A 24,474-nucleotide genomic window follows, 5' to 3' on the forward strand; every position below is an offset into this window, starting at 1 on the left:
ATGGCCTCGTCCTCGCCCACCGCGCCTCTCCTCGTCGCTTCCCTGTCCGCGCTCGCGCTCGTCGCTTGCCGCGGCGAGGTGGGCAGCCTGCAGGTCGATTTCCTGAACCCCGAGGTCGAGCTCTCCACGCGCGAAGATGGCCGCGTGGAGCTCGACGGCGCCTTCGACCTCACGGCGAACCTCGCCCTAGGGAGCGGAGAGGACGAGGCCGAGATCTGGCTCGACAAACTCGACGTGACCACGACCGGCGCCCCGTTCACGCCCGTGGTCACCGACCTCCGCGTGCCGAACGGCGATTCGTTGTTCCCGCTCGAGGCCGAGTTGTATGACGAGACGAAGGTCCGCGTCCCGTTCACGGGCGTGAGCCTGAAGGCGCCCGGTGACGAGCTCGCCTGGCTCTGCTCGATCGGCCAGCCCATGGAGCTCCAGGGCGCGGTGTACGAGGCCGAAACCGCCACCCTGCAGTCCTATTACGACTCGGCGGCGCAGCTCGAGCGGCTGCCGAACGAGATCACGTTTTCCCGCAAGGACGCCGCCGCAAAACCGCTCCCGCCGCGCTTCGTCTCGATCCCCGCGCAGGGCCCGGCCGGCTTCCTCCCAGCGTTCGAGGTCGAGAACGCGTGGGGCGGGTTCGTCTTCGGCGCCCACGTCGCCAACAATCTGAACCTCGGCGAACGGGTGGTCCTGGCGGACGGCGCCGGCCAAGCGGTGCTCGTCCGTTTCGATGCGCACGGGAAGGTCGTTTGGGATCGTACGTTCGGCGATGAAGGCGTGGACGGGATCTCGTCGCTTTCGGCGCAGGAAGGCGGCGATCTCTACGTGGCGGGCCATTTCACGACGCAGATCGATCTCGGCGCGGGCGCGCTCCTGAACACCCCAGGGCAACGCGGGTATTTCGTGGCCCGTATGTCGGACGCGGGCGCCGCCGCGTGGAGCGTCGGGCTCGTCGAGGACGCGTTTTTCCCGCTCGAAAATTGTTTGCCGCCCGGTCCGCACATCGCGGCGCGCCCCGATGGCGGCGTGAGCTTCGTGAAGAGCCTCTACGGCACGATCCCGTTCCCCGGCGGCCCGGTCGAGGCAACGCCGCCCGCGGACTACTGCTCCGCGGACCTGCTCATCACCGGATACGACGCCGCGGGCGAGCTGCTTTACGTGCGCCGCTACGGCGACGAGTACGATCAGCAGGTGCTCGACGCCGTGGCCGACGCCGAGGGCAATACCTGGATCGTGGGTTTGTCCAACGGCGCGCTCGATCTCGGCAATGGTCTGCCGCTCATCGTGGGGCCCATGTCGTCCATGCCGGTGGCGTCGCAGCTCTTCGTCGCGGCGTTCGATCCACAAGGCACGCCGATCGTCGCGCGGGAGCTCGGGCAGGTCCACGCTCGCCTGGGCTATGAGGTGCACCTCGCGGCGCGGCCCGGGGGCGGGGTCGTGGTGGCGGGGCCTTTCGCCGGCTTCATCGACCTCGGCTTGGAGGTCGTCACGACGACGGGCGTGGGGGAGGACGGGTTCGTCGTGGCGCTCGACGGGGCCGGCAAGCAGATCTGGGGGCAGTACTTCGACCAGTCGGCGAGCCCCTTCGCGGAGGCGTTCACGCTCGGCGACGTGGATGTCGCCGAGGATGGGCGCGTGGTCCTCGCAGGCCGCGCCATGTCGGGCTTCAACGTAAGCGGTCAGCCGCTCCCGGGCGGCACGCCGACGTTTGGCGCAGGCATCGGCAGCGCGCTCTTCACGTTCGCCCTCGACCCCGCAGGCGCGCCCCTCGGATATCGGATCCTGTCGTGCAACGCGGGGCTCATGAGCCTCGCCGTGGGGGCGGGCGAGGTGACGCTCGTGAGCGCAGTCCTCGGGTTCTCCGAGGGCGAACACGGCCTCCTTCCTCGCAACGAGGGCGCCCTCTGGATGGGCCGGCTCGCGCTTGACCCCTGACGAGACGCGGGGCTTTGCCCCGCACCCCAGAAGGGGGCTGTCCGCCCCCTTCACCCCGGACCAGGCACGGCCTGGACCGAAGGCGGAAAAACCGCGCGATGCGCGGTTTTTCCGACGGACCAGGGGCAAGACCAGCGACCGGCTTGCCAACCAAGACAGCAGCGCTGCCCGATGTGCTGGGAACGTCTCCCCTGTCGACAGCGCGCATCGCGCGCTGTCGCCCCGCGTCCAGGGCTTGCCCTGGTCCGGGTCCAGGGGTGGACAACCCCTGGTCGGGGTCCGGGGTGAAACCCCGGCGCTACGCTCGGCGATTTACTTCTTTGCGGGCGCGGGCGCGGGCGCGGGCGCGGGCGCGGGCGCGGCGGGCTCGGCGCCGTGGCCGGCGTGCGGATCGCTTGCGGCGGCCTCGGGGTCGACGGCGATTCCCTTGCGCGTCGTCTTCGTCAGCGGGCCCTCGATGGGCTTGCCGTCCTTGTCGACGAGCTCGACGGTGACCTCGTAGTCACCCTTGGGCAGGTTCTTCGCGACCTTCGGGGCCCAGGTGGTGAACTCGCCCGTGAGCGGCGTGGTGAGGCTCGGGCCGGAGATCGTGTATTTGACCTTCTCGCCTTTGTCGAGTGCCGTGCCGAAGAGATAGAAATCGATGAGCAGCTCCTGGCCCATCGCGCCCTTGTTTTCGCCCTTGGGCCGGCTGTAGACGACGTGCGGCTTCTTCGGGTCGAACGCGCTCTTGCCCTTCTTGCCGACCCAGAACGTCACGAGCTGCTGCGCGCCCTTGCCCTTGACCGACTCGTGCGTTGCGCGGCTCGCGAACGCGACGAGCGTGTGCTCGCCCTCCTTGAGCTCGGTGCCCGCGGGCAGGAGCTCGGAGACCTTCACGGGCTTCTTCGTGTCGTAGATCGCCTTGTACGGTTGGTCGTCGAGGATCAGGTGGACGTGCGGCCCCTTCTCGACCGTGGCCCAGTCCTTCACGTCGAGCTTGATCTCGAAGTCCTTTGCTTTGGCGAGGTCTCCGATCGAGGCGTCGTTCTTTGGCGCTGTGATCTTCACGCTCGGCAGCGGCTTCGGGTCCTCGCTCGGCTTCATGTCCTCGACGACGGGCGGCGGGGGCGCGGGCTTCTTCGCCTCGGTCGTGGTCGTCGTGGCTGTCGTCGTCGCGGCTGTGGTGGCTGCGGGCTCGGGCGTCTTCTCGGCTGTCGTCTCGGCCGGCTTTGCCGTTTCCGTCGACGGATCCTTAACCTCGGGCTCCCCGCCGCCGCATGCGAAAGCGCTCACGACGAGGGAAAGCATCCCGACAAACGATACCGTGGTTTTCATGGTCCGCCCCTGTAACGCGGAGGCGCGTCCGCGTCGAGGGTGGATGGCGGGTTTTTCTTCACACCGTGCCCTCCGTTCAGGGGGCGCCCCCTCCGCGGTCCGTTCCCGCGGGATGCGAGGGTGCGTAGGTGGTTGTCCTGCTCGCGGGGCCGTGAGCGTGGGCCGGAGGCCATGACGTCCACCAACGAGGTGGTACGTCCATCTCGCTCCGTGCTCACGATGCGAGGCTCGACGGAGACCTTGCGCCCGTCGACCAGGCTGCACAAAAACCATGGAGCGAGCGGCCACAAGGTTCGACAAGCGGCGGGACGAACCCGTTCTTTCTGCATTGTCGTGCTTCCAGAAACCTGGCGCGATCAAAGGAGCTACGATGGCAGCCGTTGAACCGATGGCATTGCCCCCGGATTTTAATCCCGAAACCCTCATGCGCAGCACGAGCACCGAGGTGGGGACCTTCCACGAAACTCGGCTGGCGGCCCGGCTGGCGGCCCAACTGCTTGCCCATGGTGCGGTCCAGGATATCGAGCTTTCGGAACGTATCCTGGTGGCTGTGCTGCGCTGTCAGGAACGGGATGAGCGCGACCCCCACTACGGAAACTTCTACTGGATGCGGGAGGATGAGGTCGTCGAGGACCTGAATGCGGTCGAGTTCGTGCTGGAGGCTCTCATTCCCATGATGCTCCAACATGGCGACCGGCTCTCGTCTGTGATGCATGACCGGGTGCTGGAGAGCGTTCGGCTGGGTCTGGAAGAGATCCGGCGGCTGGATGTGCTGGTGGCTTATACGAACATTGCCGTTCTGGACATTCTCAATACCTGCCTGGGCGGCGAGTTGCTGGGCGAGACGGCGATCGCCGAACGGGGTTATGACAAGCTGGTTTACTGGATCGCCTTTACCAACCGTTCAGGCCATCCTTTTGAGTACAACAGCCCGACCTATACCTCCATCACCCTGCGGGCGCTCAAACAGTTGGCAGACCTGGTTCAGCACCGGGACACTCGCGTGCGGGCCAGGGCCATGGCTGCCCGGCTGGCGCTGAGCGTGGCCCTGCACCTTCACGCCGGCACCGGCCGTTGGGCCGGTCCCCATAGCCGGGCCTACCATTCCACGGTGGTCTGTGAAACGCCGCCGGAGATCGAGCTGGTCCAGAGTTGGATCGCCGAGGGCATTGTTCCTCCCTGGATCCAGGCGGTCCTGGAAGGTTTGCCCGCGGTCTTTCAGGTGAGCGAAACCGCGGAGCGCGATCGTGGATTCAGCTTCACCACCTATCAGACCCCGACGTTTGCCCTGGGCGTGGCCAGCCAGCTCTACCAGGTTCAATCCAATGTCTGTTTGCTCCATTATCAGCGGCCGGGCGCAACCCGGCCCGGGGTTCTCTATACCCGTTATATCCTGGATGATAAGTGGTTCGGCGACTTCTACCATGCGACCGACCGGACCAAGCGTCGCAACCTGCTGGATGAAGGTCTCTTTTGGGGTGTCCAGCGCGAAAATCAGGCCATCGGTCTTTACACGCCGGCCAATATGACCGAAGGCAAGAGCGCCAAAGCCTGCCTGATCTGGTTGGACCGGGCGCAGGTCGACGAGCTGTGGGTCGGCGAGCAGCGGGTCGAAAGCCTCCCCGTGCTCGTGTCGCCAGGGCAGGTGATCGTCGTTGGGAGTGGCGATGTATATATGGCGGTGCGTCCTTTGACCCAGACCCCTCTGGGCCGGGAAACTCCCCTCGAACTCGTGGAACGGGACGGGGACTTGGTGCTCGAGTCGTACAACTACCGGGGGCCATTCAAGCAATTCTGGGAGATGCACTGGCCCGGCTTCTTTTACGAGGGCCGACCCATTTGTTGTTTTTACCTGGAAGTCGCCGAGCGCCATGCCTATCCGGATGGCCGCGCCTTTGGACGGCAGGTGTTGCGTGGAACCGTGGAGGAGACGCTCGGGCCTCCCTTTACCTACGCAGCGGCAGGCGAACGCGTCTATCGGGTTGCCTACCAGCGTGACGGCCAAGCGTTGGGCCTGGAGGTCGAGCTGATGGCCTGGAAACTCAAACGCCGCTGGACAGAAGCCGGTGAAATCGGCTGGCCCATGCTGGAAGCGCCTTCGGCCAGGCAGACGAATACCGGGCGGGTGGAGCTCGGTGAAGCCAGCCTGGTTTGTGGCCCTGAAGCAGCCTGGTTATGGGCGAGCCCGGAAAGCGGCCGCTGGGTTGCCGGCTATCTGGGCCTCACCCCGGCCCCCCTCACCCTGACGACGCCCCAGGGGCAGGTCGAGGTCACGGAGATGGGCACAGGTACCGTGGTCTGGGATCAGGGCCAGGTGACGGTGGAGGCTACCGGAGAGCCGGTGGTCAAGGTGTCCCTCCACCGCGACGACCGTCAGTAAAAGAATGCCGCGCAGCAACCCTCTTGATTGTCACATTGGCCCGAAGGCTCCGTGCACGTCCCGAGCAGGGAGGTATTCGAGCGGCAGGCGCACTGCCACGTCCCGTCGGCGAGCCGCGCGCACGACGCGCGTAACTCGCCGACCCCGGCGCAGGTTGTCGCGCTCGTACATGCGTCGGGGGCGTCCGTGCCGCTTTGCCCCGTGCACGCGGCCGTATCGCTCCGCGTTTGTCCCTGCGCGCAGGCCCGGAACGCGTCCTCTTGGGCCTTGCAGCCGGCCGGCGGCACGACCTGCGACGGCATACACGTGAAATCCGCTTTCTGATCCGCCCAGCAGCCGAGCAGGGTTTCGAACGCGCTTTCGCACGCCTCGCCCGCGTCGAGGTAGGCCGCGCAATCCTCCGCGCAGTCCGCCCACACGAAGCAGTTGATCTGCGAGACGTGATCGCACATCTCGCCGCACCGCGCCGGGGGCAGCTTCGGCTCGCCGCCGCCGCTGCCGCCCGTGCCGCTCGTCGTGTTGTTGGGAGGGGGCTCCTCCATGCTGCACGCGACGAGCCCCAAGAACGTCCCGAGGACGAGCATTTTCCAGCCGATACCGATTCGCATCGGGCGACTATAGGCCGGCGCGGTCGCCCTCGAAAAGCGCGTAGTTCAGCGCTTTCGCAGCTCTTCCGGCACGCGGGCGAACGTCTCCTCCGCGTCGGCAGCCGCCCATGCAACCGTGGCCACGGCCCCGACGACTTGATCGAGATCCTCCTTCGTGACCTTGTCGAGCGTGTCGTTCGCCGTGTGGTGCACGTCGAAGTACTTCGTCGCGTCCTGGTGCAGATCCACGATCGGCACGGCCGCGGCGTGCAGTGGGATGAGGTCGGCGCCGCCGTGCGCCGGGCCCTTGTCGTACTGGATCCCGAGCGGCGAGAGGAGGCTCGCGATCCGCTCGGTCACGGGCCGTGCGCCTTCCGCGACGAGGAACCGCGTCATGTGCACGCGGCCCGCGCCGAGATCGATCTCGAGGGCGAGCTGGTGTTTGTCGAGCTCGGCCGCGTGGTCCTTGGCGTACGCGACCGCGCCGCGCAGGCCGTTCTCCTCGTTGGCGAAGAGCACCACGCGGATCGTGCGCCGCGGCCGCGCGCCGAGGCCGAGCACGAGCCGCGCGGCCTCGACGACGGCCGCGCATCCGGCGCCGTCGTCGATCGCGCCTTGCCCGAGGTCCCATGCGTCGAGGTGCGCGCCGAGCAGGACGATCTCGTCGGGCTTCTCGCGCCCCTTCACCTCGCCGATCACGTTCGCGCTCTCGGCGTCGGGCAAGAGCTTCGCGCCGAGCGAGAAGCTCACGCGCACGGGTTTGCCCTGACCGACCAGCCGCGCGATGAGCTCCGCGTCGGGCACGGAGACCGCGGCGGCCGGGATCTTGGGGACGTCCTTGTCGTAGACCATGCCGCCCGTGTGGGGAAGCCGGTCGTGGTCTGTGCCGATCGAGCGGAGGAGCACGCCGATCGCGCCTTTCCTCGCGGCGGCGATCGCGCCGCGGTACCGGATCCCGGCGACCTTGCCGTAGCCCGAGCCGTCTTTCGTGCGGGTCGTGGGGGCCGAGTAGAAGACGATCTTGCCCTTGACCTTGGCCTCGTCCATGGCGGCCATGGCGTCGAGCGACTCGACCATGACGATCTCGCCTTCGAGGCCCTTCGCGGGCGTCCCGATGCTCCCGCCGAGCGCGGCGATCGCGAGGGTGTGGGCGTACGGCGCGACGATCCGCCCGCTCTCGGCACCACGCTCCCAATGCGGGACCATGACCTTTTCGGCGCGCACGTTTTCGAGCCCTTTTTCCTTCATGGTCCGGAGGGCCCAGGCGACGGCGGCCTTGTCCCCGAGCGACCCCGCGAGCCGCGGCCCGACCTCGTCGACGAGCGAACGAACCATGTCGTACGCATGCGAGTCGACCTGCGCGGCGAGCTGGAGTTTGTCCACGTTCGGATCGCGTGGGACGGGGGCAGGCGCGGGAGCGGCAGCGGAGGCGGTCGCGGGCGCGGCGGCGGCAGCGGAGGCGGTCGCGGTCGCGGCGGCGGGCGCGGGGATGCGCTCGGGGGCCGGGGTTTCCGCGGCCGAGCAGGCCGCGAGCGAGAGCGTGGCGAGGAGGAGTGCGCTTCGGGCGTACATCGCGGGGCGCGAGTTTGGCGCAAGTTGGCCGCGATGAAAATGGCCGGATCACGCGAGGCGAAAGCCTGCCCCGCGGAGCATCCGGCTTGCCGCGATTCTCGGGAGCATCGCGTTGACCCGGCAAGGACGTGAGGGTACCCTCGAATCGTCCCAGGACTCGGCCATGCAGACCTCCCACGAACGCCCCGCCATCAAGCCTCGTGATCCCGGTCTCGACTTCGACGAGACCGTCCCGCGCCACTGGTTCGGGGGCAACGCGCTCGCGACCCACATCGCGAACGGCGTCAATCTGCTGTTCCCGGCGGGCGAGCGTTTTTTCGTGCGCAGCGTCCACCATTACCTCGACAAACTCGAAGACCCCGCGCTCCGCGCCCAGGTGAAAGGCTTCTTCGCCCAGGAGGGCCGCCACGCCCGCACGCACGAGCGCTTCTTCGAGCGTCTCGAAGAGCAGGGCTACGAGATCAAGCCGTTCCTCCGTGTCTACGAGAAGATCGCGTACGGCATCCTCGAGCCTGCGTTCCCGCCCGCGTTCCGCCTCGCCGTCACCGCGGCGGCCGAACATTTCACGGCCATCATGGCCGAGAACGCGCTCCGCGAGCGCTTCCTCGAGCGGGCCCACCCGGCGCTGCGCGACCTGCTCTTCTGGCACGCGGCTGAGGAGATCGAGCACCGCGCCGTCGCGTTCGACGTGCTCGGCACGGTGGCGCCGAGTTATGCCCTGCGCGTCGCCGGGATGGCCCTCGCCGCTTCCACGCTGGCGGCCTTCTGGATCGCCGGGACGCTCGTGCTCCTCGAACAGGACCGCCGCCGCGGCAACGTCGATCTTCGGGCCGAGTTGCGCAAGCTCCGCGAGCATCCGATCGGCCAGCGCGTGTTTTTGCGGGGCATCAAGTCCTATCTCCGTCGCGATTTCCATCCGCTCGAAGCCGAGATCGACGGCCTCGCGCGGCAATGGCTCGAAGCGAAGGGCATGGCATGACGGTGCCCGTAGAATCCGGCCCGCGGATCGAACGCCGCGTCCTCTCGATCGACAGCGCGTACGACGAGGATACGGTCGAGATTCAGCGGATGCGGGATTCGCTGTATGCGGGCCTCGGCGGCCGCGTCGTGCGCTTCGGGCGCACGCTCACCGAGCGCAGCACCGTCCTCGCCGCGCTTCGCGCCGCCGCGGAAGAGGGGCGACCTTATGCGGCGATCCTCGTGACCTCGCACGGCGAGCCGAGCCGGGTCCTCGACACGAATTCGCCCAAAGGCCTCCTCCTCGCCGACGATTTCCCCGCGGACGAGCTCAGGCTCTGGGCGGAGAACCGCGCCTTGCATTTCATGTGCTGCGATACGGGCGCGGGACCGCTTTTTTCGCGGCTCGCGGGGCTCGGGGCGCGTCTCGTCGTCGGGTTCGAGGGCAAACCGCGCTGGCATTCGCCGGAGGGGCGGCAGCGGTGGCGCGAGTTCGACGCCGAGACCGTGCGCGCGGTCGTCGAGACGCCCGATCCGAAGGTCGTAGGCGAGATTCGTACGCGCTGGCTCGGACGCGTCGAGCAATGGCTGGTGACGGCGCCGCCGGGGTATGCGCAGGACCTGCGAGACATGCGGCAGACGCTCGGGACGATGGTGATTCTCTGATGCGAATCGATGAGGCGACACGCGCGGCACGGTTTTTCGTCCTCGCAGCGGCGCTCGCAGCCCTGCCCGCCTTCGGCTGCGGGGGCACGCGTATGATCGGGAGCGGCCCGCACGCGTACGGGGAAGCCGCGCCCGAGGGGATCCGGTATCACCTGCCGAAGACGCTGATCGAGGTCAGCGTCCGGACCACGCTGACGTCGCGGAGGAGCGTTTCGTACGAGAAAAACGACGCGGGGCTGTACGAATTCAAGGTGAAGAGCCTGCCGTTCGACGTGGAGCAGAGCGCGGCGACGGTCACGGTCCTGCACGTGCCGGACACGCGGGAGTTTTATGCGCTCCACCTCGAACCGGGCCGCACGTCCGACGATTCGCTGGCCGTCGAGACGTATGGCAATGGCTTGCTCAAGTCGATCAACATGGAGAGCGCGGGGCGCGAGGGGCAGGTCGTCGCCGATACGCTGGAAGCGGCGGCCACCATTGCGGGCTTTTTGGTCGGGCTCGCGGATCGCGGGACCGAGGCCGCGCGGACGTTCGTTTGTGGAAAGCTCCGCGCCGATCCCTCCGCTGCAAAGTTCCCGTGCGAGGACCTCGAAGGTTTGCCCATGCAGACCTTGTATTTCCTCGCCGCGAATGCGGAGGGCCGAAAGCTCTTCTTGCGCGGACACGAGCTCGACGCCATCACGAGCGAGCGCCGGAAAACGAAGAAGGAGGTCGAGGACAAGATCGGCGCCGCGGACGCGAAGGAGCTCGCCGCGCTCGAATCGAAGCGCGCCTTGCTCGACGCCTCGCTCCGCGCGGCCCTCGAAGAACGCAAGGAGGTGACCTCCGCGTTCGAGGCCCGGCTCCAGGCGTTCGCGGAGGAGCAACGGTTCGCGCCGGAGTCGATCACGCGGGACGTCGTGCGGGTTTTCGACGTCGCGGAGATCCCCGAAGAAGCCACGCTCCCCGAGGGGACGAAATCGGCCGACGTGCCGGCGAAGCTCGCGAAGCACCCGGCCATGCTGGAGCTGTGGAACGCGACCCGTATCGCGATCGCCTTGACTCCGGACCGGGGCGCGCCGCCGAAAAAACCGACGAGCGCGGCGCCGGTCGAGGAGGAAGTCGCGGAAGGGCGCGTGTTTTATCGTCCGTCACGCGCGGCCACGCTGCGGCTGCTTTCGCAAGGGAAGATCGCGGATCCGGACGAAGGGCGGATCGGCGAATCGTACGAGGGGATTCGTATCGTGGACGCGCGGATCATCGATGTGATGGATCCACGCGAGTCTCCGGCGACGGTCTCTTTTGATCCGGCTGCCTTTGCCAAGCGTAGGCTCGCGCTCGGGTTCGACACGAAAGGCCGCCTCGTCCGGCTGGAGCAGAGCAGCGCCTCGACCTTCCCGAGCGCGACCGGCGCGGTCGCGGACGGGCTCGCCAGCGCGAGCAGCGCGCTCGGGGTCGCGAGCATGGTCGACACCGCCGCGAAGGAGCCGGACCTCGCCACGGTCGATACGCTCGCCCAAATCGAGCGGCTGCGCAGGCAGCGGCAGACGCTCGATGCGCAGATTCAGGCGCTCGAGACGGTGAAAGATATTGAAAGGCAGAAACGCGTCCCATCGGTTGAACGGCCCGCGCCGTCGCGATAAGGGATGCCGGGTGAAGCCCTTCGTGATCATCCTGGCCGCCGTCACCTTTCTTGGATGCGGAGGCTCGGCCGAGCCCGAGCCCGCGACGCCCGAATCAACGTTGCCCTCCACGCCGCCGGTCGACGACGCGCCGGTGGAGCAATCCGAGTGGACGGGCGGCACCATCACCGGCCTCGTTCGTCTGGCCGAGAATGCAAAGCCGATCGAATCCCCCGATTTCGAGCTCATCCTGACGCTCTCCGGCGGCAACATCCGCAAGACGGAGCGCGTGGAGCTCGGGAAGATCAAAAAGAAGCTCTCGGGGCCGGCGCCCTACGCGTTCGAGATTCAGGCCGATCAATCCAAGTTCGACCCGTTCGACAATTACACGATCAGCGGCTTCATCGCCGCGCCGGACGGGAACTTCTGGTATTCGGTCAAGGATCTGCCGCGGGTCTACGTCAAAGGGCAAAAACCCGGCCCCGTCGAGGTCGAGGTGATCCCCGTGGATCCGAGGGCCGGCAAATAAGCGCGTCGCGCACCGAGCCCGAAGCTCACCGCTTCTTTTTCTTCTTTTTCTTCGGCGGAGGCGGCGGTCGCGTCTTGCCCGGCGCGGCGGGGACCCACGGGGCGCTCCGATCCACGGGCAGCGGCGTATCCGCGGGCAAGGCTTGCTCTCCGGCGCGCTTGATCGTGAACGACGAGCTCACGACGTTGTACATGTGGGCGCCGAAATTCGAAAGGTCGCCCCCGCCGGCGATGCCGATCGGAATGCAAAAGAGGCGCTTGCGTTCCTCGTCGAGGTCGCTGTACGGGATGAACCGGCCCTGATCGTCGCGCACGCCGCGCGTGTAGCCACCGCCGCCGCCCTGCGACATCCCGTCCTGGATCGCCTGCGCGAGCTGCTCGATGACCTCGTTCGCGCAGAGCGGCTTGATCTCGCCCTTCACCTTGCTGCCGGCCGGATACTGGACCTTCGATTCGATCTTGACGACGACCGTGACGCCCTGTTTGTCCGGGCCCATTTGCAAGGACCGCGCGGCAAGGCCGCTCTTCACGGCCTCCACGACGCCGGTCCAGTGGTTCGCATTGGCGTCCGTGGTGCTGACGAGGCGAACGCCCTCGACCTTGCCTTGCGCGTCGAGTTTGACCTCGAACGTGGCGCGGGCGTCCTTGACCGCCGAGCCGCGGACGGCGTTAGCAATGGTGGAGGCGACCACGCCGGCCGCGGGGACGTCGATGCCGGTGGATTTGTCCTTGTTGTGGAGGGTGCCGGCGATGACGCGGCTCGCGATGTCGGAATCGACGGGGCGCGGCGCCTCGATGGTGGTGGGCGCGGGCCGCGCCGCCGGCGCGCCGGGGACAACGCCCGGGACGGCCCAGACCGGCGAGCCCAGACCGGGAAGGGCGCCGACGACGGGCGCGGGCGCGGGCGCGCCGCCGTATTCGTCGACGGGAGGGCTCGGCGCGGCGGGCGTGGGCGCGGGAGCGGATTCGGGCGCGGGCGCGGAGGCGGATTCGGGAGCGGGAGCGGATTCGGGAGCGGGAGCGGATTCAGGGGCGGGAGCGGGCGCGGATTCGGGCGCCGGCGCAGGCACGGGCGCAGGTGCACGCACGGCCGCGCGGGCCGGTTCGGGCGTGGGCGCCTGCTCGAGCGCGGGAGCCGGCGCGCGCGTCACCGTGCCGGGCGGGCCTTCCTCCTCGATATCGACCGTCGTATCTGCCGACGGCTCGACGCGGGGCGCGAGCACCTCGGCCCCCGGCGCCGGGCCACGCGGGGCGACGGCGAGGAAAAGCACGTGCGCGACGATCGCGACCGCGATCGCCCCAAGTTCGCGCCCCCGTTCCTTCGCCACGCGCCGAGACTAGCACATCCCCCGGCGCGGTTGCACCTCGGCGCATGAAGTGGACCTGCGACGAAGCCTCGGGTGTGCCCGTCGAGACATGGTCCTCGAGCACCATTTCGGAAAAAAATCACGCACCGATGAAACGTCAGCGGCTGCCGAGGAAAGCGAGCGCCTTTTCGACCTGCTCGTCCGTCATCGCGTGGCCCGCGCGGGGACGCCCGATCTCGAGGTGCGGCCAGCGCATCCGCTTCAGCATCTTCGCGAGCGCCTGCTGCTTGTCGTGCGAAGGATCCCCCGCGCCCCACGCGACCACGATCGGCGCCCGTTTCTTCGTCCCCTTCGCCTCCGTCTCGTGATACGGCGCGCCCGAGCCGCCCGCGAAGAGCGCATACCCCGCGACGTCGAGCCGGCCGCGCATCGCGAGCGAGGTCGCGTAATACGCGCCGTTCGAGAATCCGAAGACGTAAACGCGCTCGAAAGGTTTGCCCGCGGCTTGCTCCAGCGCTTGCCGCGCAGCCGTCCATTCCGCGACGAGCGCGTCCTCGTGGATCCGGCGCGCGTCCATGCTCGTCGGCCAGGCCCACCACGACTCCATCGTCTTCGGGCCGATCCCGCGGCGCCCGCGCGGCATGATCACGGTATGGCCGTACGTCGCGCCCACCCGCGCGGCGTTGCGCTGCGAGTTCCATTGATCGTTCGTGTCGGGCTGGACGACGCCGTGCAGGTGAATGATGAGCGTGCGCGGCCCGGGCGCGGGTTTTTCCGGGACGAAGTAGCAGACCTCGTTCGGTAGCGCGGGAAGCTCGGCCGCGCACCAGCGGCGCTTGTCGGTGACGGTCTCCGAGGGCGCCTCGGCCGACGCCGGACGCGGGCTGCCCGCGAAGAGGGCGAGGACGAACACGAGGGGCGAAAGGCGCACGGCCCGACCCTACCACGGGATGCGCGCCGCGGGCACGTTCGTGTATCGTAGGCCCGATGAAAGAAAAGCGCGGAGACAAGGACGTACGGGCCGCACAGGCAGAGGTGCTCGCGGCGCTCGCGAGGCGGCTCTCGAAAGGGGACACGCCGCTCCCCGCGGATCTCATGGCCAAGATCACCGCGGAGCTCGAGCTGCGCATCGACGACGAGGCGATCTCCGCGGCCTGGGCCGAGCAAGGCAACGAGGAGCCGACGTCCTGGCGAGGCAACGCAGCGCGCGCGAGCCGGCGCGGGCGGGGGAGGGACGTTCGCGACATCGAGCTCTTCGCGCGCGCAGCGCGAGACCTCGAAGCACTCGAGGCAGCCGAGCGGGAGGAAGTGTCGCTGGAGATCGACGCGCTCGCCTTCGATCCGGTGCCGCGCGGGGTGATGGCGCTTCACGGTCGAAAGGATGGACACCTGCAAAACCGCATGGGCATGCGGCGCTTGCTTTACAAGGTGCAGGGGATGGTGGTGACCGTCGTGGCGATCACTGGCTAGCCCGCCAGCACTCCTCCTCTAGCATCCACGCTTCGAGGAGCCCGGGCTGTTCGCCGAAACCCCGATAGTACTCGTCATTCAGGCATTTCACCAGGGCTTTTCGCTCGGACACGGAGAGGTCGGTCACGCCGAGCGGCATCTTCTGGTGGTTCACGACATAAAAGCTCACCAGCGTCCCGCCCTGGGGCTGCAAACGGATCCCGCTCGGATAATTCAGCTCCCCGCGTAGAAGGCCATCGTGGCAATGGGCGCATTGCATGGCCTCTCCGAGCCGTGCGAGCCGCTCCGGTTCGACGAGTCCGGCGGAGCAGGCGGCGAGGAATTCCGGTGTTCGCAGCGGCGAGGTCCGGGGACCCATCGGCGGCCCGTAGTCCGAGCGCGTGAATCCGTCGAGGTCGATGGCGCCATGACTCGCCATCCGCGCGTTCACCGCCCTGAGCTTCTCGCCGAAGCGAGTTTCGTCGAATTGGAGGGGATCGGGCGTGATGGGAAGGGTGGCCTGCTTGTGACAAGCGTAGCAGTTCTCGGCGATGCCGGTTTCGTCGAGTCGTGTGCCGATCTCGATCCTGCCGCCGTCTCGCTTTCGCCAGAAATCCTTCAATCTCGCGCGCGGCGTTTTCAGCGTCATGCCCGTTCCCGCCTCCGTTTTCTGGACGGCCACGACCGAGACGCCCTTGGGCAGCTCGCCGGCGGGATCCTGCTGGAGCCCGAACTGGATGTACTGGTCGAAGTCTTTGCGCGGAACGTAGACGAAAAACCGGCCGAGCGAACGCGTGCCGTCGGGGGTGGGCAGATGTTGTGACGTGTAGATGAAAGCGATCCATTCGAGTCGTGGGTCGGAGATCGTCTTGTTGATCCCATCGATGTACTGGAGCGCGCTCGTGAGGGATGCGTCGTCGTTCTTGTCGAGCCACCGTAGAAATGGCTGGTCCTTCAGCTCCGCCGGTAGCTCCAGCATCTCGGGGTACGGCATTTCGGAGAAGTATTGTTCGTCCGGAATCGATGCGCCCATCTTATGGCCGTTCATCTGTTTGTCCTGCGTCACCGCTTCGAAGAAGCTCGAAAAGTTGCTCATGCATGTTCGGGCGGTGGGAAGGGCCTCGAGCTGCCGTTTGCAGCGCCTGAGCGTCGCGCCGATGTCGTCGAGGATCTCGCCTTCGAGATCACTGGCAAAGAAGGCGTGCGTCGTTCGCACGTGCCAGTCGCGAAAGCCGGGAAGGTCGGTGGGGCAGGGCGGGACCACCAGAGGGCTCGCCGCCAGGTAGAGGATTCCCCAGGGTCGCGCGCGCATCGTCTGCCCTCCGCGTGTCTCGAGGGCGAAAGGAGGCAAGAGACGTGCGATGGCACGCGCAGGCGCGCGCCGAGCACGGATTTCGCAGATTGGGAGGGAGGGGAGGGAGCCGTTACGACGAAGGCTTGCGGGGCGTGAGACGCGCCGTCCCTTCGAGCCCCTGCGCGCGTGCTGCCTCGACGACAGCCTCACACACGGCCTCGTGCACATGCGGCAAGAGCGGCGAGGGAACGACCTCGCCCTTCTCCGCACACGACGCGATCGCGCGCGCCGCCGCGATACGCATCTCCGGCGTGATGGCGCGGCTCTCCACGGCGAGCGCGCCGCGGAACAGGCCCGGGAATGCGAGCGCATTGTTGATGCTGCGCCCGTCGCTGCAGTATGCAGCGCCCGCCGCGAGCGCATCGACCGGCTCGATCTCGGGGTCCGGGTTCGACAGCGGGAAGATGACCTGCCCCGGCCGGATCCATTTCGGATCGATGAGCCCCGGCCTCCCGGTCGCCGCGATCACGATATCGGCCTCGCGCATGAGCGTCGGCAGATCGACCGGGTGCGCGCCGAGGCTCTTGAGCCACGCCATCGCCTCCTCCGACCGATCCGTCACGAGCACGTCGCGCGCCCCGTGCGCCATCATGAGCCGGGCGATCGCGCTTCCGGCCGCGCCGAGCCCGATCTGCCCGACGCGCGCCTTTTCCAGCGAGACGCCCGTCATTTTACACGCATTGAGCACCGCGGCGAGCGCGACCGTGGCCGTGCCGTGCTGGTCGTCGTGCATGACGGGTTTGTCGAGGCGCTCGATGAGCTCTTCCTCGATCTTGTAACAATCCGGGATGCGGATGTCCTCGAGGTGAATGCCGCCGAACGTGAGCGAGAGGCGCAGGACCGTGTCCACGAACTCCCGCGGATCGAGCGTGTCGACGAGGATCGGCGAGGCGCTGATCCCGACGAACTTGTCGTAAAGGACGGCCTTTCCTTCCATGACCGGCAGCGAGGCGAGCGGCCCGACATTGCCGAGGCCGAGGACACGCGTGCCGTTCGTGAAGATGCCGACCGAGTTCCCGATCCCCGTGAGGTGCCGCGCGCGCTCGGGCTCCCGTTCGATCGCACGCGCAACGCGGGCCACGCCCGGCGTGTAGATGTAACGCAAATCGCGCTGATGACGGAGCTCGATCCGGCTCGTCATGTGGAGCTTGCCGCCCTTGTGCAGGTCGAAGACGCGGTCGATCGTGTCGATCAGCTCGACGCCGTCGATGGCGCGCACGGCCTCGATGACGCGGTCGCGCTGCTCCTCGTCCTGGGTCTCGACGGTGATCTCGCGCAGGGTATCGCTCTCCACGATGCGCAAGGTGGTGATGTCACCAAGCAAACCGCCCTGCTCGGCCACGACCGTGGCAAGACGGGCAAGCTGGCCCACGCGGTGTTTGCATTTGACGCGAAGTACGGTGTCGAGGCTCGTCTTCCTCATGGGGGCGCGGACCATACCACGAAGAAGGCCGAGTGGGAGCAAGTTGGGGAAGGAGGAGATTCCGTCTCGTCGGATCTTCCCTTATCATCCGCGCGTAGCGTTGCCCGAGGAGAGACGAGCATGGTGATGTTCTCGCCCACGGAGGCCTTGCGGCCCAACTTGCACGTGGAGGTCGCGTCGGGGGACACGCTCGATGTGCGCAAGTTCCAGGTCACGGAGCGCGTGTCGGATCTCTTCGAGGTCCGCCTCGTGGCGCTCTCGCCGAACCCCGAGATCGACTTCGAGGCCGTGCTCGGGCGGGAGGCGACGTTCACGCTCTCCCGCGACCGGCTCCTCGCCTCCGCGTACCGCACCTGGGGCGGGATCTGCCATCACATCCAGCAGATCGAGTCGGAGGAGGCCGGGCTCTCCACGTACGAGCTCGTGATCGTGCCGAAGCTCTGGTTCCTCACGCAGCGGCGCAACCACCGCATGTTCCAGCAGCTTTCGGACCTCGACGTCGTGCTGCAGGTCCTCCGCGAGTGGGGCATCGAGCCCGTGCAGAAGGTCGACGCGGCCGCCTACAAGAAACGCAAATATCGGGTGCAGTACGGCGAGAGCGATTACGCTTTCGTCTGCCGGCTGCTCGAGGATGCGGGGATCACATTTTACTTCGACCAGCAGGGCGAGGACACGGTGCTCGTCCTTCATGACGCACCGCAGGACAATCCGCCGCGTGAGCCCGCCGTCCGGTTCGTGGACAAACCGATGGTGGACAAGGATCTCGAGTTCGTGACCGAGGTGCGTGTCGGGCAACGCACGCGGCCGGGCAAGTACACGATCTTCGACCACGATTACCGGCGGCCGGCGAACTACAAGCTCATGGGCACGCACGCCGAGGGCGAGGCCTTCGAGCAGCAGATGGAGCGGTTTCATTACGTGCCGGGCGCGTTCCTCTTCCGCACCGACGGGCGCGAGCCGACGCCGAGCGCCGACGACAAAGGCGCGGCGCGTCACGACGAGTCGGAGGCCAAGCGCATCGCGCGGATCCGCCTGGAGGCGAAGCGCGTCGAGGCCCGCAAGGCCACGTTCCGCACGAACCTCGTCGAGCTCCGGCCCGGGACCGTGATGCGTGTCGTCGATCATCCGCGGCGCGAGTTGTCGAATCGGCTGCTCGTGGTGCATTCGACCTACGAGGGCACGTCGTTCGGCGAGTGGGTCCACAAGCTCGAGACGCGCAGCGCCGAGATCCACTACCGCCCGCCGCTCGTCACGCCGAAGCCAAAGGTGAGCGGCGTGGAGAGCGCGACGGTCGTCGGGCCCGCGGGCGAGGAGATTCATACCGACGAGTTCGGCCGCGTGCGGGTCCATTTCCACTGGGACCGCGAGAGCCAGATGAACCAGGATAGCTCATGCTGGATCCACGTGAGCCAATCGTGGGGCGGCGCGGGCTACGGCGGCGTGCAGCTTCCGCGCATCGGCCAGGAGGTGATCGTCGATTTCCTCGGCGGTGATCCGGACCGGCCCATCATCGTGGGGCGCGTGTTCACGAATCTGCAAAAGGTGCCGTATCCGCTGCCGGCGAACAAGACGCAGAGCGGGCTCCGATCGGCGTCGTCGCCGGCGACGGGCGGGTACAACGAGCTCATGTTCGAGGACGCCGCGGGCCGCGAGCTCATGCGGCTCCAGGCCGAGCGCGACTTCACGGGCCTCGTGAAGCACGATATGCGGTTCAACATCCAGAACGACCGCACGCACAACGTCGGCAACAACGACACGGAGTCCGTGGTCGGCGAGCAGTCGGTGAAGGTCGCGAAAAAACGCACGGTGCGGGTCAAGCTCGATCAGCAGCACCAGGTCGGGGAAAACATCCTCACGCAGGCGGTGAACGGCACGGCGACGCACATGTCGAACAAGGCGCTCACGCTCTTCAGCCCGGAGAAGATCGTGCTCTCCACGGCGCCGAACTCGTTCATCCTGATCACGCCGGGCAAGATCACGATCGAGGCCCCGCTCGTGCACATCAACCCGGGCGATACGTCCGTTCCCAATCCGCCGCAGCCCGACGCGATCGGGGACGCCACGACCATCACCGGATACATCGGAGCGCCATGAGGGTTCGCAAAGTACGCGTCGACGGATTCCGGGGTTTGCCGGACCAGGAGTTTTCCCTGACCGATCCGCGCACGGACAGCGCCCACGAGCTCGTGGTCGTGACCGGCCCGCGCGCGAGCGGCAAGACGAGCTTCCTCGAAGCGATCGTCGCGGCGAAGGAGCAGGTTGGCCCGTATGGCCCCGCCGCGCCGCCGTCGAGTTTCCTGCGCCCCGGCGTGAGCACGGCGAAGGTGCGCGTCGAATGGGAGCTCTCGAATGGGGAGCGAGATCGGTACGGCACGGGCAAACGCGCATTCGTGAGCGAGTCGATCTTCGGCGACCTCGTGGTCGATCCGCCGGAGCCGGATCCGGCGCTCGCGGCGTTGCTCTCGGAGTACATCCCGGAGCCGGCGTTCGGGAAGGTCGAGTATTTCCACGCCTCGCGGAGGCTGCCCCTCGGGTCGACGATCGATCTGTCGAAATCGGCCGGAGACAGCCTCGATCGTATGGTGAGGCTCGGCCGCGACGACACGAAGTACGCGGGGCTCGTGCGGTTCATCGTGGAGGCGGGGCTCGGGCTCGACGTGGACGCCGAGGGCAAACCAAAGCCAAAGGGACGCATCAAAAAGGCGTTCGAGGCGCTTTGCCCGACGAAGGAACTCGGAGGGCTCTACAAGGCGGGGGACGCGATGCTGCCGGTGTTCCTCGACGGACGGCGCAGGGCGTACAGCATCGCGCAGCTCTCGGACAGCGAGCTCGACGCGCTGCTCTTCGCGACGACATTCGTGCGGGCGGGCATCGGTCAATCGATCGTGCTCGTCGACACGCCGGAGAAGCACCTCGGCGACGTGGAAGCGCGCGAGTTCGTGAAGGCGCTCGCGACGCTCGGCGCGGACAACCAGCTCATCGTGGCGACGCAATCGGCGGCGCTCGTGTCGAGCGTGCAGGCGGATCAAGTGATCCGGCTCGGGTGAGGTGATGGCGGTCTACGAGGTCGACGAGTTTTCGTTCGAGGTGCCCGACGGGTACGTCGATCGCAGCATGAACCTGTTCACGCCGCCTGCGGGGCTCATGCAGGCGACGCGGCAGAGCCTGCTCGTGACGCGGGAGCCGCGCACGGAGGAGACGGTGTCGCAGCAGGCCTCGCGGCTCGTGAAGGAGCTCGCGGCGAAGGTGCCGGGGATGAAGGTCCTCGGGCAGCGGGATCGTGCCCTCGGCGCGCTGCCCGGCCGGGAGGCGCGGATCCACGCGGTGCAGGGCACCGTGCCGGTCTATCAGCGATGTTTTTTCGTGGGCCATTACGGCACGTTGCTCACGGTCATCGCGACGTCGATGCGGTCGCAGAGCGCGCAATGCGATGCGCTCGTCGAGCGATTCATCTCGAGCTTGCGCCTGAAGAAGCGTTGAGGCGGAGGAGGAGCTTTGGGCTTTTATCAGACGCAGGAAGCGGGCTTCGAGCTGCCGGCGAACTGGACCGACGCGAGCATCAACATGCTCGAGTATCCGCGCCCGGAGGGTTTGATCCGGGTGGGTTTGTCGCGGGCCGAGCGCGGGAACCGGGACCTCGCGGCGAGCCTGGAGGAGGTGATCGTGGAGCAGCGGCGGAAGCTGCCGTTCTTCGAGCTCCTCGGGCGCGTGGATCGCGTCTGCGGGGGTTTGCCCGGGATCGACACGAGGGTCACGTACGAGGAGTCGTCGCGCAAGGTGTATCAGCGGGCGCTCTCGTTTGTGATCGGGGGGCGGTTCTTCGTGCTGGGCGTCAAGGGAACGGCGACGCAGGAGGCCGAGGTCGACGCGATGTTCGAGCGGGCGGCGTCCACGTTCACGTTACGCGCGCGGCCCTCGGGGGCCTGAGGAGGGTAGGGCGATGGGCGAGCTCCACGAAGCCGTACGTCTCGAGGACAAGGTCGAGCATTCGGCGGCCTTTCTGGGGGCGCTTCTGGGTTTCGCGGCGGGGGCCATCCTCGGACTCCTGATCGTCGGCACGGGCGGCGGCATTCTGGGGGCGCTGCTCATTCTGTCCATTGCCGTCGATGCCTCGGGGCTGGGCGAGAAGCTGTTGAAGAACCTGAAATACGAGGCGGGGGACGTCTGCGAGGGGTCACCGAACACGTTCGTCGGAGATCCTAGACGCAACGCCGCAAGAGTCCGGGACAAGGTGCGGTGTGACGATGCGCCGATCGTGTCGGGGGCGGCGACCGTTTTCATCAACCTGCGGGAAGCGGCGCGGGTCAAGGAGAAGACGTGGTGCGACGGTGAGCTGAAGACGGGCTGCGAGACGGTCTGGTATGGCGGCGACTCGCGGCAGGTGATGGCGAAGCGTTTCTCGGGCGAGCTTCCGGAGTGGTTCTGGTTGAGCCGCGAGGGCCTCGGCATCGTCGCGATGTTCGCGCCGAACCCCGCCAGTACGCCGGGGAAGTTGGCGAGGCTCTGGCGGATCGTGGATAACGTGACGGAGTGGGCGGGTAAATTCGACCAGTACCTCGGATACGCGCAGATCCTCGCCGAGCAGACCGGGTTTTACGGCGTCTCGCAGGCGATCTCGGACTTCACCGATCATCCGGCATACCGCCATACCATGACGGGGGTGAGCGCGGTCGGACTGGCGAGGAAGGGGTACAGCTCGCGGAACTACGGGAGGGGCGGCGGAGGCGGCGACGCAACCGGCAGTAGCGGCGGCGGTGACAGCGGGAACGGCGGCAATGGCGGCTCTGGCGGCAACGGCGGCAACGGCGGCAACGGCGGAAGCGGCGGGAACGGCGGCAACGGTGGCTCCGGGGGCGGCAGCGGTGGCTCCTCCGGGGGCGGCAGCGGTGGCTCCGGGGGCGGCAGCGGTGGTTCCAGCGGCGGCAGCGGTGGTTCCAGCGGCGGCAGCGGTGGCTCCAGCGGCGGCAGCGGTGGCGGACGTCCGCCCCCTGCGCAACAGCTCGCTTTGCCTGCGCCGCCGCCTCGGCTCGCTTTGCCTCCTCCCTCCGGCGGCTCCGGCGGCTCCGGCGGCTCCGGCGGCGGCTGACCCTACCGCCCGCCGCGCCCCGCGGGCTGCGATTGCACCACGCGACCCAGTGCAAGCACCCGCAGCGTGATCGGCTCATTGTCCGCCGGATCCTGCTGCGGGTGCGGCTCGGCAATGGCGCGGACGCGGAACTTCGGGAAGAGCGGCAGCTTCTCGGCGAGCGCCTCCGGCATGTACGTCGGCAAAGGCGATCCGCTGCCCAGAGAGAGTATTCCCCCGATGTGCTCCCCGCCGAAGAGCTTGCGCCTGAGGTAATGCCGCTCCTCGATCAGAATGCGCTGCGCCGTCGTTTCGAGGTAATCCGACGCGAGCGACCGATTGGCCTGGGCAAACGCCTGCCGCACGCGTGACAGCGCGCCCTCGAGCAGAGGCACCGCCGCGCTCCGCGGCCCCCGGCAAAGCTCCTCCGCCGCGTCGAGCGCCTCCTTCAGCCGCTTGTCCACCCCCGCGAGCTGCGAGGCCACGGCGATCGTCGTTTTCAGCGTCTCCAGCGGGTCGCAGGTCATCACGAGCTCGCCATTCACGAGGACGAGCGGCTGTTCGAAGATCCCATCCTCGTCGATGGCCTCCTCCATCACGCGGGCAATGCCGACCGCGTCGAGCGGAGGCACGCGGCCGAGCGCGCGCCGAATGTCGCGCCGATCGGTCATGGCCTGCGTCGGTTCCTCCGGTTCCTCGCCCGTGAGCCACTCCGTCGGGCGCTGCGGATCCCGCACGTACGAGGCCCACGCCGATTGCTGACGCACGCGTTGGGGGGCGCGCTCGTCGAACCAGATCAGATCGACGTATTCCGAGGTCGGCGCGCGGCGCCGCGCAGGTGCGCTCGTCGATATCGCGGGCGCGGCCGGTTCGGGGCGCGGCGCGGCGACGGCCGCCGCATCGGAGGCCGCCGCGAGGCCGCCGAGCGTCGCCTGGGCATCGTGCACGGGCGGCGCGACGGGCGCGGGCGGCACGGGCGCCGCGATGGGCACGGGCGCGGGCGGCGCGACGGGCGCGGGCGGGGGCGTATACATCGGCGGCGCAGCCGGGGGCGCGGGGGCCGGCGCGCTCAGCGACGAGGCCGGCGCACTCAGGAAGGGAAGGCGCCCGCCGGACGCGGGGGGCCGGGCCGCAGGCGCCTCGGGCGCGGGGCTGGGCGTCGACTGGAACGGCAAGACACGCCCCGCGGCGGCGGCCTGCGCGAGGCTCGGATCGGCGATCGTCTGGGCCCGCGGCGGCACGGGTTTCGCGGATTTCGCCTCCGCGTCGTCGTTCGGGGGAATCGATTTTTGCGGGCGCGGCGGCGCCTCGGGCGCGGCCGCGGACTTCGAGGGCGGCGCGTTGTCGAGCCAGATTCGCACCTCGCCCGGTTCGTCGCGCTGGCGCATGGGGATCTGCGCGCGGAACGTCAGCGTGCAGAGCAGCCGATCGGTATCGATCCACAAGGTATCGGCGCGCATCGGCTGCGCGGCCGCGCCGCGGCCCTCGATCAGGAACACCGGCTGGAGGCCCGGCAGGTTCGTGACGAGCCGCGGCACGCTCGGGTGTAAGTTTTCGAGGATGATCCGCGCGTTCGGGGGCAGGAAATCGGTCTGCTGATCCGGCGGCGCCGCATTGAAATAGCGGAAATCGAAGCCGTCGGGGACGTGTGATTCGTACCAGCGCTCGGGCAAGCTGCTCCGGGCGAGCGCGCCGAGCCGCTCGCGCCGGGAGGGCCACGCGGGCGCGAGCGGGCCGAACCCGACGGGCTCGACGTAATCGGCGGGGGCGCGGACCGTGACGCCCGGCCACGTGAGGTTCGGCACGCGCACGCGCCCCATTCCGTCGGCCCATCCCGCGCGCACGCCGACCGGATTCGCCGTGTCCGGACCACCGCCGGACCGCTCGTAGACGAGCGGCATGCGCGCGAAGCGTTGCCCCTCGGCGAGGGATCCGTCGGGCTGGAACCAGCGATCCAGGGTGACCTCGATCGACTTGTCGACCTCGCCGACGATGAGCCGCGCGACGACCGAGCGCGCGGGGACCTGCTGCGGCGCGTGCGCGGAGCCCACGAGGAGCACGTCCGCGCGAGGCTTGAAGGGCACGAGGTCGCCGGGCGCGCGCAGGCTTCGGTTCGTGTCGTCGTCCCAGTGCTCGTCGGCGGAGGTGATGTCTTCTTGCGCCTCGGCGAGCTGGGACGTGCCCGGCGCGAGGGAAAACGTCGCCTTGCAGACGAGCGTGAACACCCACCCCTGCGAGCGGTTCGGCCAGACCAAAGGCGCACAGGGGAACGGGATGTTCGAGACGATTTTCATTGGTCCCCCAAAAGATCTAGGCGGGGTGGGGGGCCCCTGTCAACA

At 68.1% G+C, this 24,474-nt stretch carries 20 protein-coding genes; 12 read left to right on the forward strand and 8 right to left on the reverse strand.

Going from position 1 to position 24,474, the window contains the following annotated elements:
• On the forward strand, positions 1-1,929 hold the full coding sequence (locus KEG38_RS23170) for a hypothetical protein (RefSeq protein ID WP_272421935.1): 1,929 nt from the start codon (positions 1-3) through the stop codon (positions 1,927-1,929).
• Positions 1,930-2,241: 312 nt separating this feature from the next.
• Here KEG38_RS23170 and KEG38_RS23175 read toward each other — a convergent pair whose 3' ends face one another.
• Positions 2,242-3,246, reverse strand: coding sequence for a hypothetical protein (locus tag KEG38_RS23175; RefSeq protein ID WP_272421936.1), 1,005 nt, complete (start codon positions 3,244-3,246; stop codon positions 2,242-2,244).
• 370 nt (positions 3,247-3,616) lie between these two features.
• On the opposite strand from KEG38_RS23175, the gene KEG38_RS23180 reads away from it, so the two are divergent.
• A complete protein-coding gene (locus KEG38_RS23180) occupies positions 3,617-5,626 on the forward strand; it encodes a DUF8769 domain-containing protein (protein ID WP_272421938.1) in 2,010 nt (669 codons plus the stop codon).
• Here the strand turns inward: KEG38_RS23180 and KEG38_RS23185 are convergent.
• Both KEG38_RS23185 and KEG38_RS23190 read right to left on the reverse strand, forming a co-directional pair.
• The gene (locus KEG38_RS23185) at positions 5,620-6,234 is read right to left on the reverse strand and encodes a hypothetical protein (protein WP_272421939.1); all 615 of its coding nucleotides are present in this window, start codon (positions 6,232-6,234) and stop codon (positions 5,620-5,622) included. The genes KEG38_RS23180 and KEG38_RS23185 overlap by 7 nt on opposite strands.
• Before the next feature lie 45 nt (positions 6,235-6,279).
• On the reverse strand, positions 6,280-7,785 hold the full coding sequence (locus KEG38_RS23190; RefSeq protein ID WP_272421940.1) for a M20/M25/M40 family metallo-hydrolase: 1,506 nt from the start codon (positions 7,783-7,785) through the stop codon (positions 6,280-6,282).
• Positions 7,786-7,948: 163 nt separating this feature from the next.
• On the opposite strand from KEG38_RS23190, the gene KEG38_RS23195 reads away from it, so the two are divergent.
• Genes KEG38_RS23195 through KEG38_RS23210 form a run of 4 tightly spaced genes read left to right on the forward strand, consistent with a single transcriptional unit; the run spans position 7,949 to position 11,538 of the window.
• Positions 7,949-8,764, forward strand: a complete 816-nt coding sequence (locus KEG38_RS23195; RefSeq protein ID WP_272421941.1) for a metal-dependent hydrolase — start codon at positions 7,949-7,951, stop codon at positions 8,762-8,764.
• Entirely contained in the window at positions 8,761-9,408 is a 648-nt protein-coding gene (locus KEG38_RS23200; protein WP_272421942.1) for a hypothetical protein, read from the forward strand. Before KEG38_RS23195 ends, KEG38_RS23200 begins: the two co-directional genes overlap by 4 nt.
• Positions 9,408-11,030, forward strand: coding sequence for a hypothetical protein (locus tag KEG38_RS23205; protein WP_272421943.1), 1,623 nt, complete (start codon positions 9,408-9,410; stop codon positions 11,028-11,030). Before KEG38_RS23200 ends, KEG38_RS23205 begins: the two co-directional genes overlap by 1 nt.
• Positions 11,031-11,040: 10 nt before the next feature.
• Entirely contained in the window at positions 11,041-11,538 is a 498-nt protein-coding gene (locus KEG38_RS23210; protein ID WP_272421944.1) for a hypothetical protein, read from the forward strand.
• Positions 11,539-11,563: 25 nt separating this feature from the next.
• Here the strand turns inward: KEG38_RS23210 and KEG38_RS23215 are convergent, their stop codons facing one another.
• Positions 11,564-12,865 (reverse strand): hypothetical protein, encoded by a 1,302-nt coding sequence (locus KEG38_RS23215; protein WP_272421945.1) that lies wholly within the window; start codon positions 12,863-12,865, stop codon positions 11,564-11,566.
• Between the two features lie 136 nt (positions 12,866-13,001).
• Positions 13,002-13,775, reverse strand: a complete 774-nt coding sequence (locus tag KEG38_RS23220) for an alpha/beta hydrolase (protein ID WP_272421946.1) — start codon at positions 13,773-13,775, stop codon at positions 13,002-13,004.
• Positions 13,776-13,831: 56 nt separating this feature from the next.
• Between KEG38_RS23220 and KEG38_RS23225 the strand changes: the two genes are divergently transcribed.
• A complete protein-coding gene (locus KEG38_RS23225; RefSeq protein ID WP_272421947.1) occupies positions 13,832-14,314 on the forward strand; it encodes a hypothetical protein in 483 nt (160 codons plus the stop codon).
• Here KEG38_RS23225 and KEG38_RS23230 read toward each other — a convergent pair.
• Positions 14,304-15,605, reverse strand: a complete 1,302-nt coding sequence (locus tag KEG38_RS23230) for a hypothetical protein (protein ID WP_272421948.1) — start codon at positions 15,603-15,605, stop codon at positions 14,304-14,306. The two genes, KEG38_RS23225 and KEG38_RS23230, sit on opposite strands and share 11 nt — an antisense overlap.
• Positions 15,606-15,717: 112 nt before the next feature.
• Complete coding sequence (locus KEG38_RS23235; protein WP_272421949.1) at positions 15,718-17,070, reverse strand: NAD-dependent malic enzyme; 1,353 nt, start codon at positions 17,068-17,070, stop codon at positions 15,718-15,720.
• Between the two features lie 120 nt (positions 17,071-17,190).
• Between KEG38_RS23235 and KEG38_RS23240 the strand changes: the two genes are divergently transcribed.
• From KEG38_RS23240 to KEG38_RS23260, 5 genes are read left to right on the forward strand one after another with little or no spacing between them, the layout of a single operon-like run.
• Positions 17,191-19,164, forward strand: coding sequence for a type VI secretion system Vgr family protein (locus KEG38_RS23240; protein ID WP_272421951.1), 1,974 nt, complete (start codon positions 17,191-17,193; stop codon positions 19,162-19,164).
• Complete coding sequence (locus KEG38_RS23245) at positions 19,161-20,117, forward strand: OLD family protein (RefSeq protein WP_272421952.1); 957 nt, start codon at positions 19,161-19,163, stop codon at positions 20,115-20,117. The genes KEG38_RS23240 and KEG38_RS23245 overlap by 4 nt, the downstream gene beginning before the upstream one ends.
• Positions 20,118-20,121: 4 nt before the next feature.
• Positions 20,122-20,550, forward strand: a complete 429-nt coding sequence (locus KEG38_RS23250; protein WP_272421954.1) for a DcrB-related protein — start codon at positions 20,122-20,124, stop codon at positions 20,548-20,550.
• Between the two features lie 15 nt (positions 20,551-20,565).
• Positions 20,566-20,997: a DcrB-related protein gene (locus KEG38_RS23255; protein ID WP_272421955.1), complete on the forward strand. Its 432-nt coding sequence runs from the start codon at positions 20,566-20,568 to the stop codon at positions 20,995-20,997.
• A gap of 13 nt (positions 20,998-21,010) precedes the next feature.
• Positions 21,011-22,156: a PAAR domain-containing protein gene (locus tag KEG38_RS23260; protein ID WP_272421956.1), complete on the forward strand. Its 1,146-nt coding sequence runs from the start codon at positions 21,011-21,013 to the stop codon at positions 22,154-22,156.
• A gap of 2 nt (positions 22,157-22,158) precedes the next feature.
• Here the strand turns inward: KEG38_RS23260 and KEG38_RS23265 are convergent, their stop codons facing one another.
• On the reverse strand, positions 22,159-24,429 hold the full coding sequence (locus KEG38_RS23265) for a DUF2169 family type VI secretion system accessory protein (RefSeq protein ID WP_272421957.1): 2,271 nt from the start codon (positions 24,427-24,429) through the stop codon (positions 22,159-22,161).
• Positions 24,430-24,474 lie beyond the last annotated feature (45 nt).

Source organism: Polyangium jinanense (genome assembly GCF_028435265.1).
Lineage (GTDB): Bacteria > Myxococcota_A > Polyangia > Polyangiales > Polyangiaceae > Polyangium > Polyangium jinanense.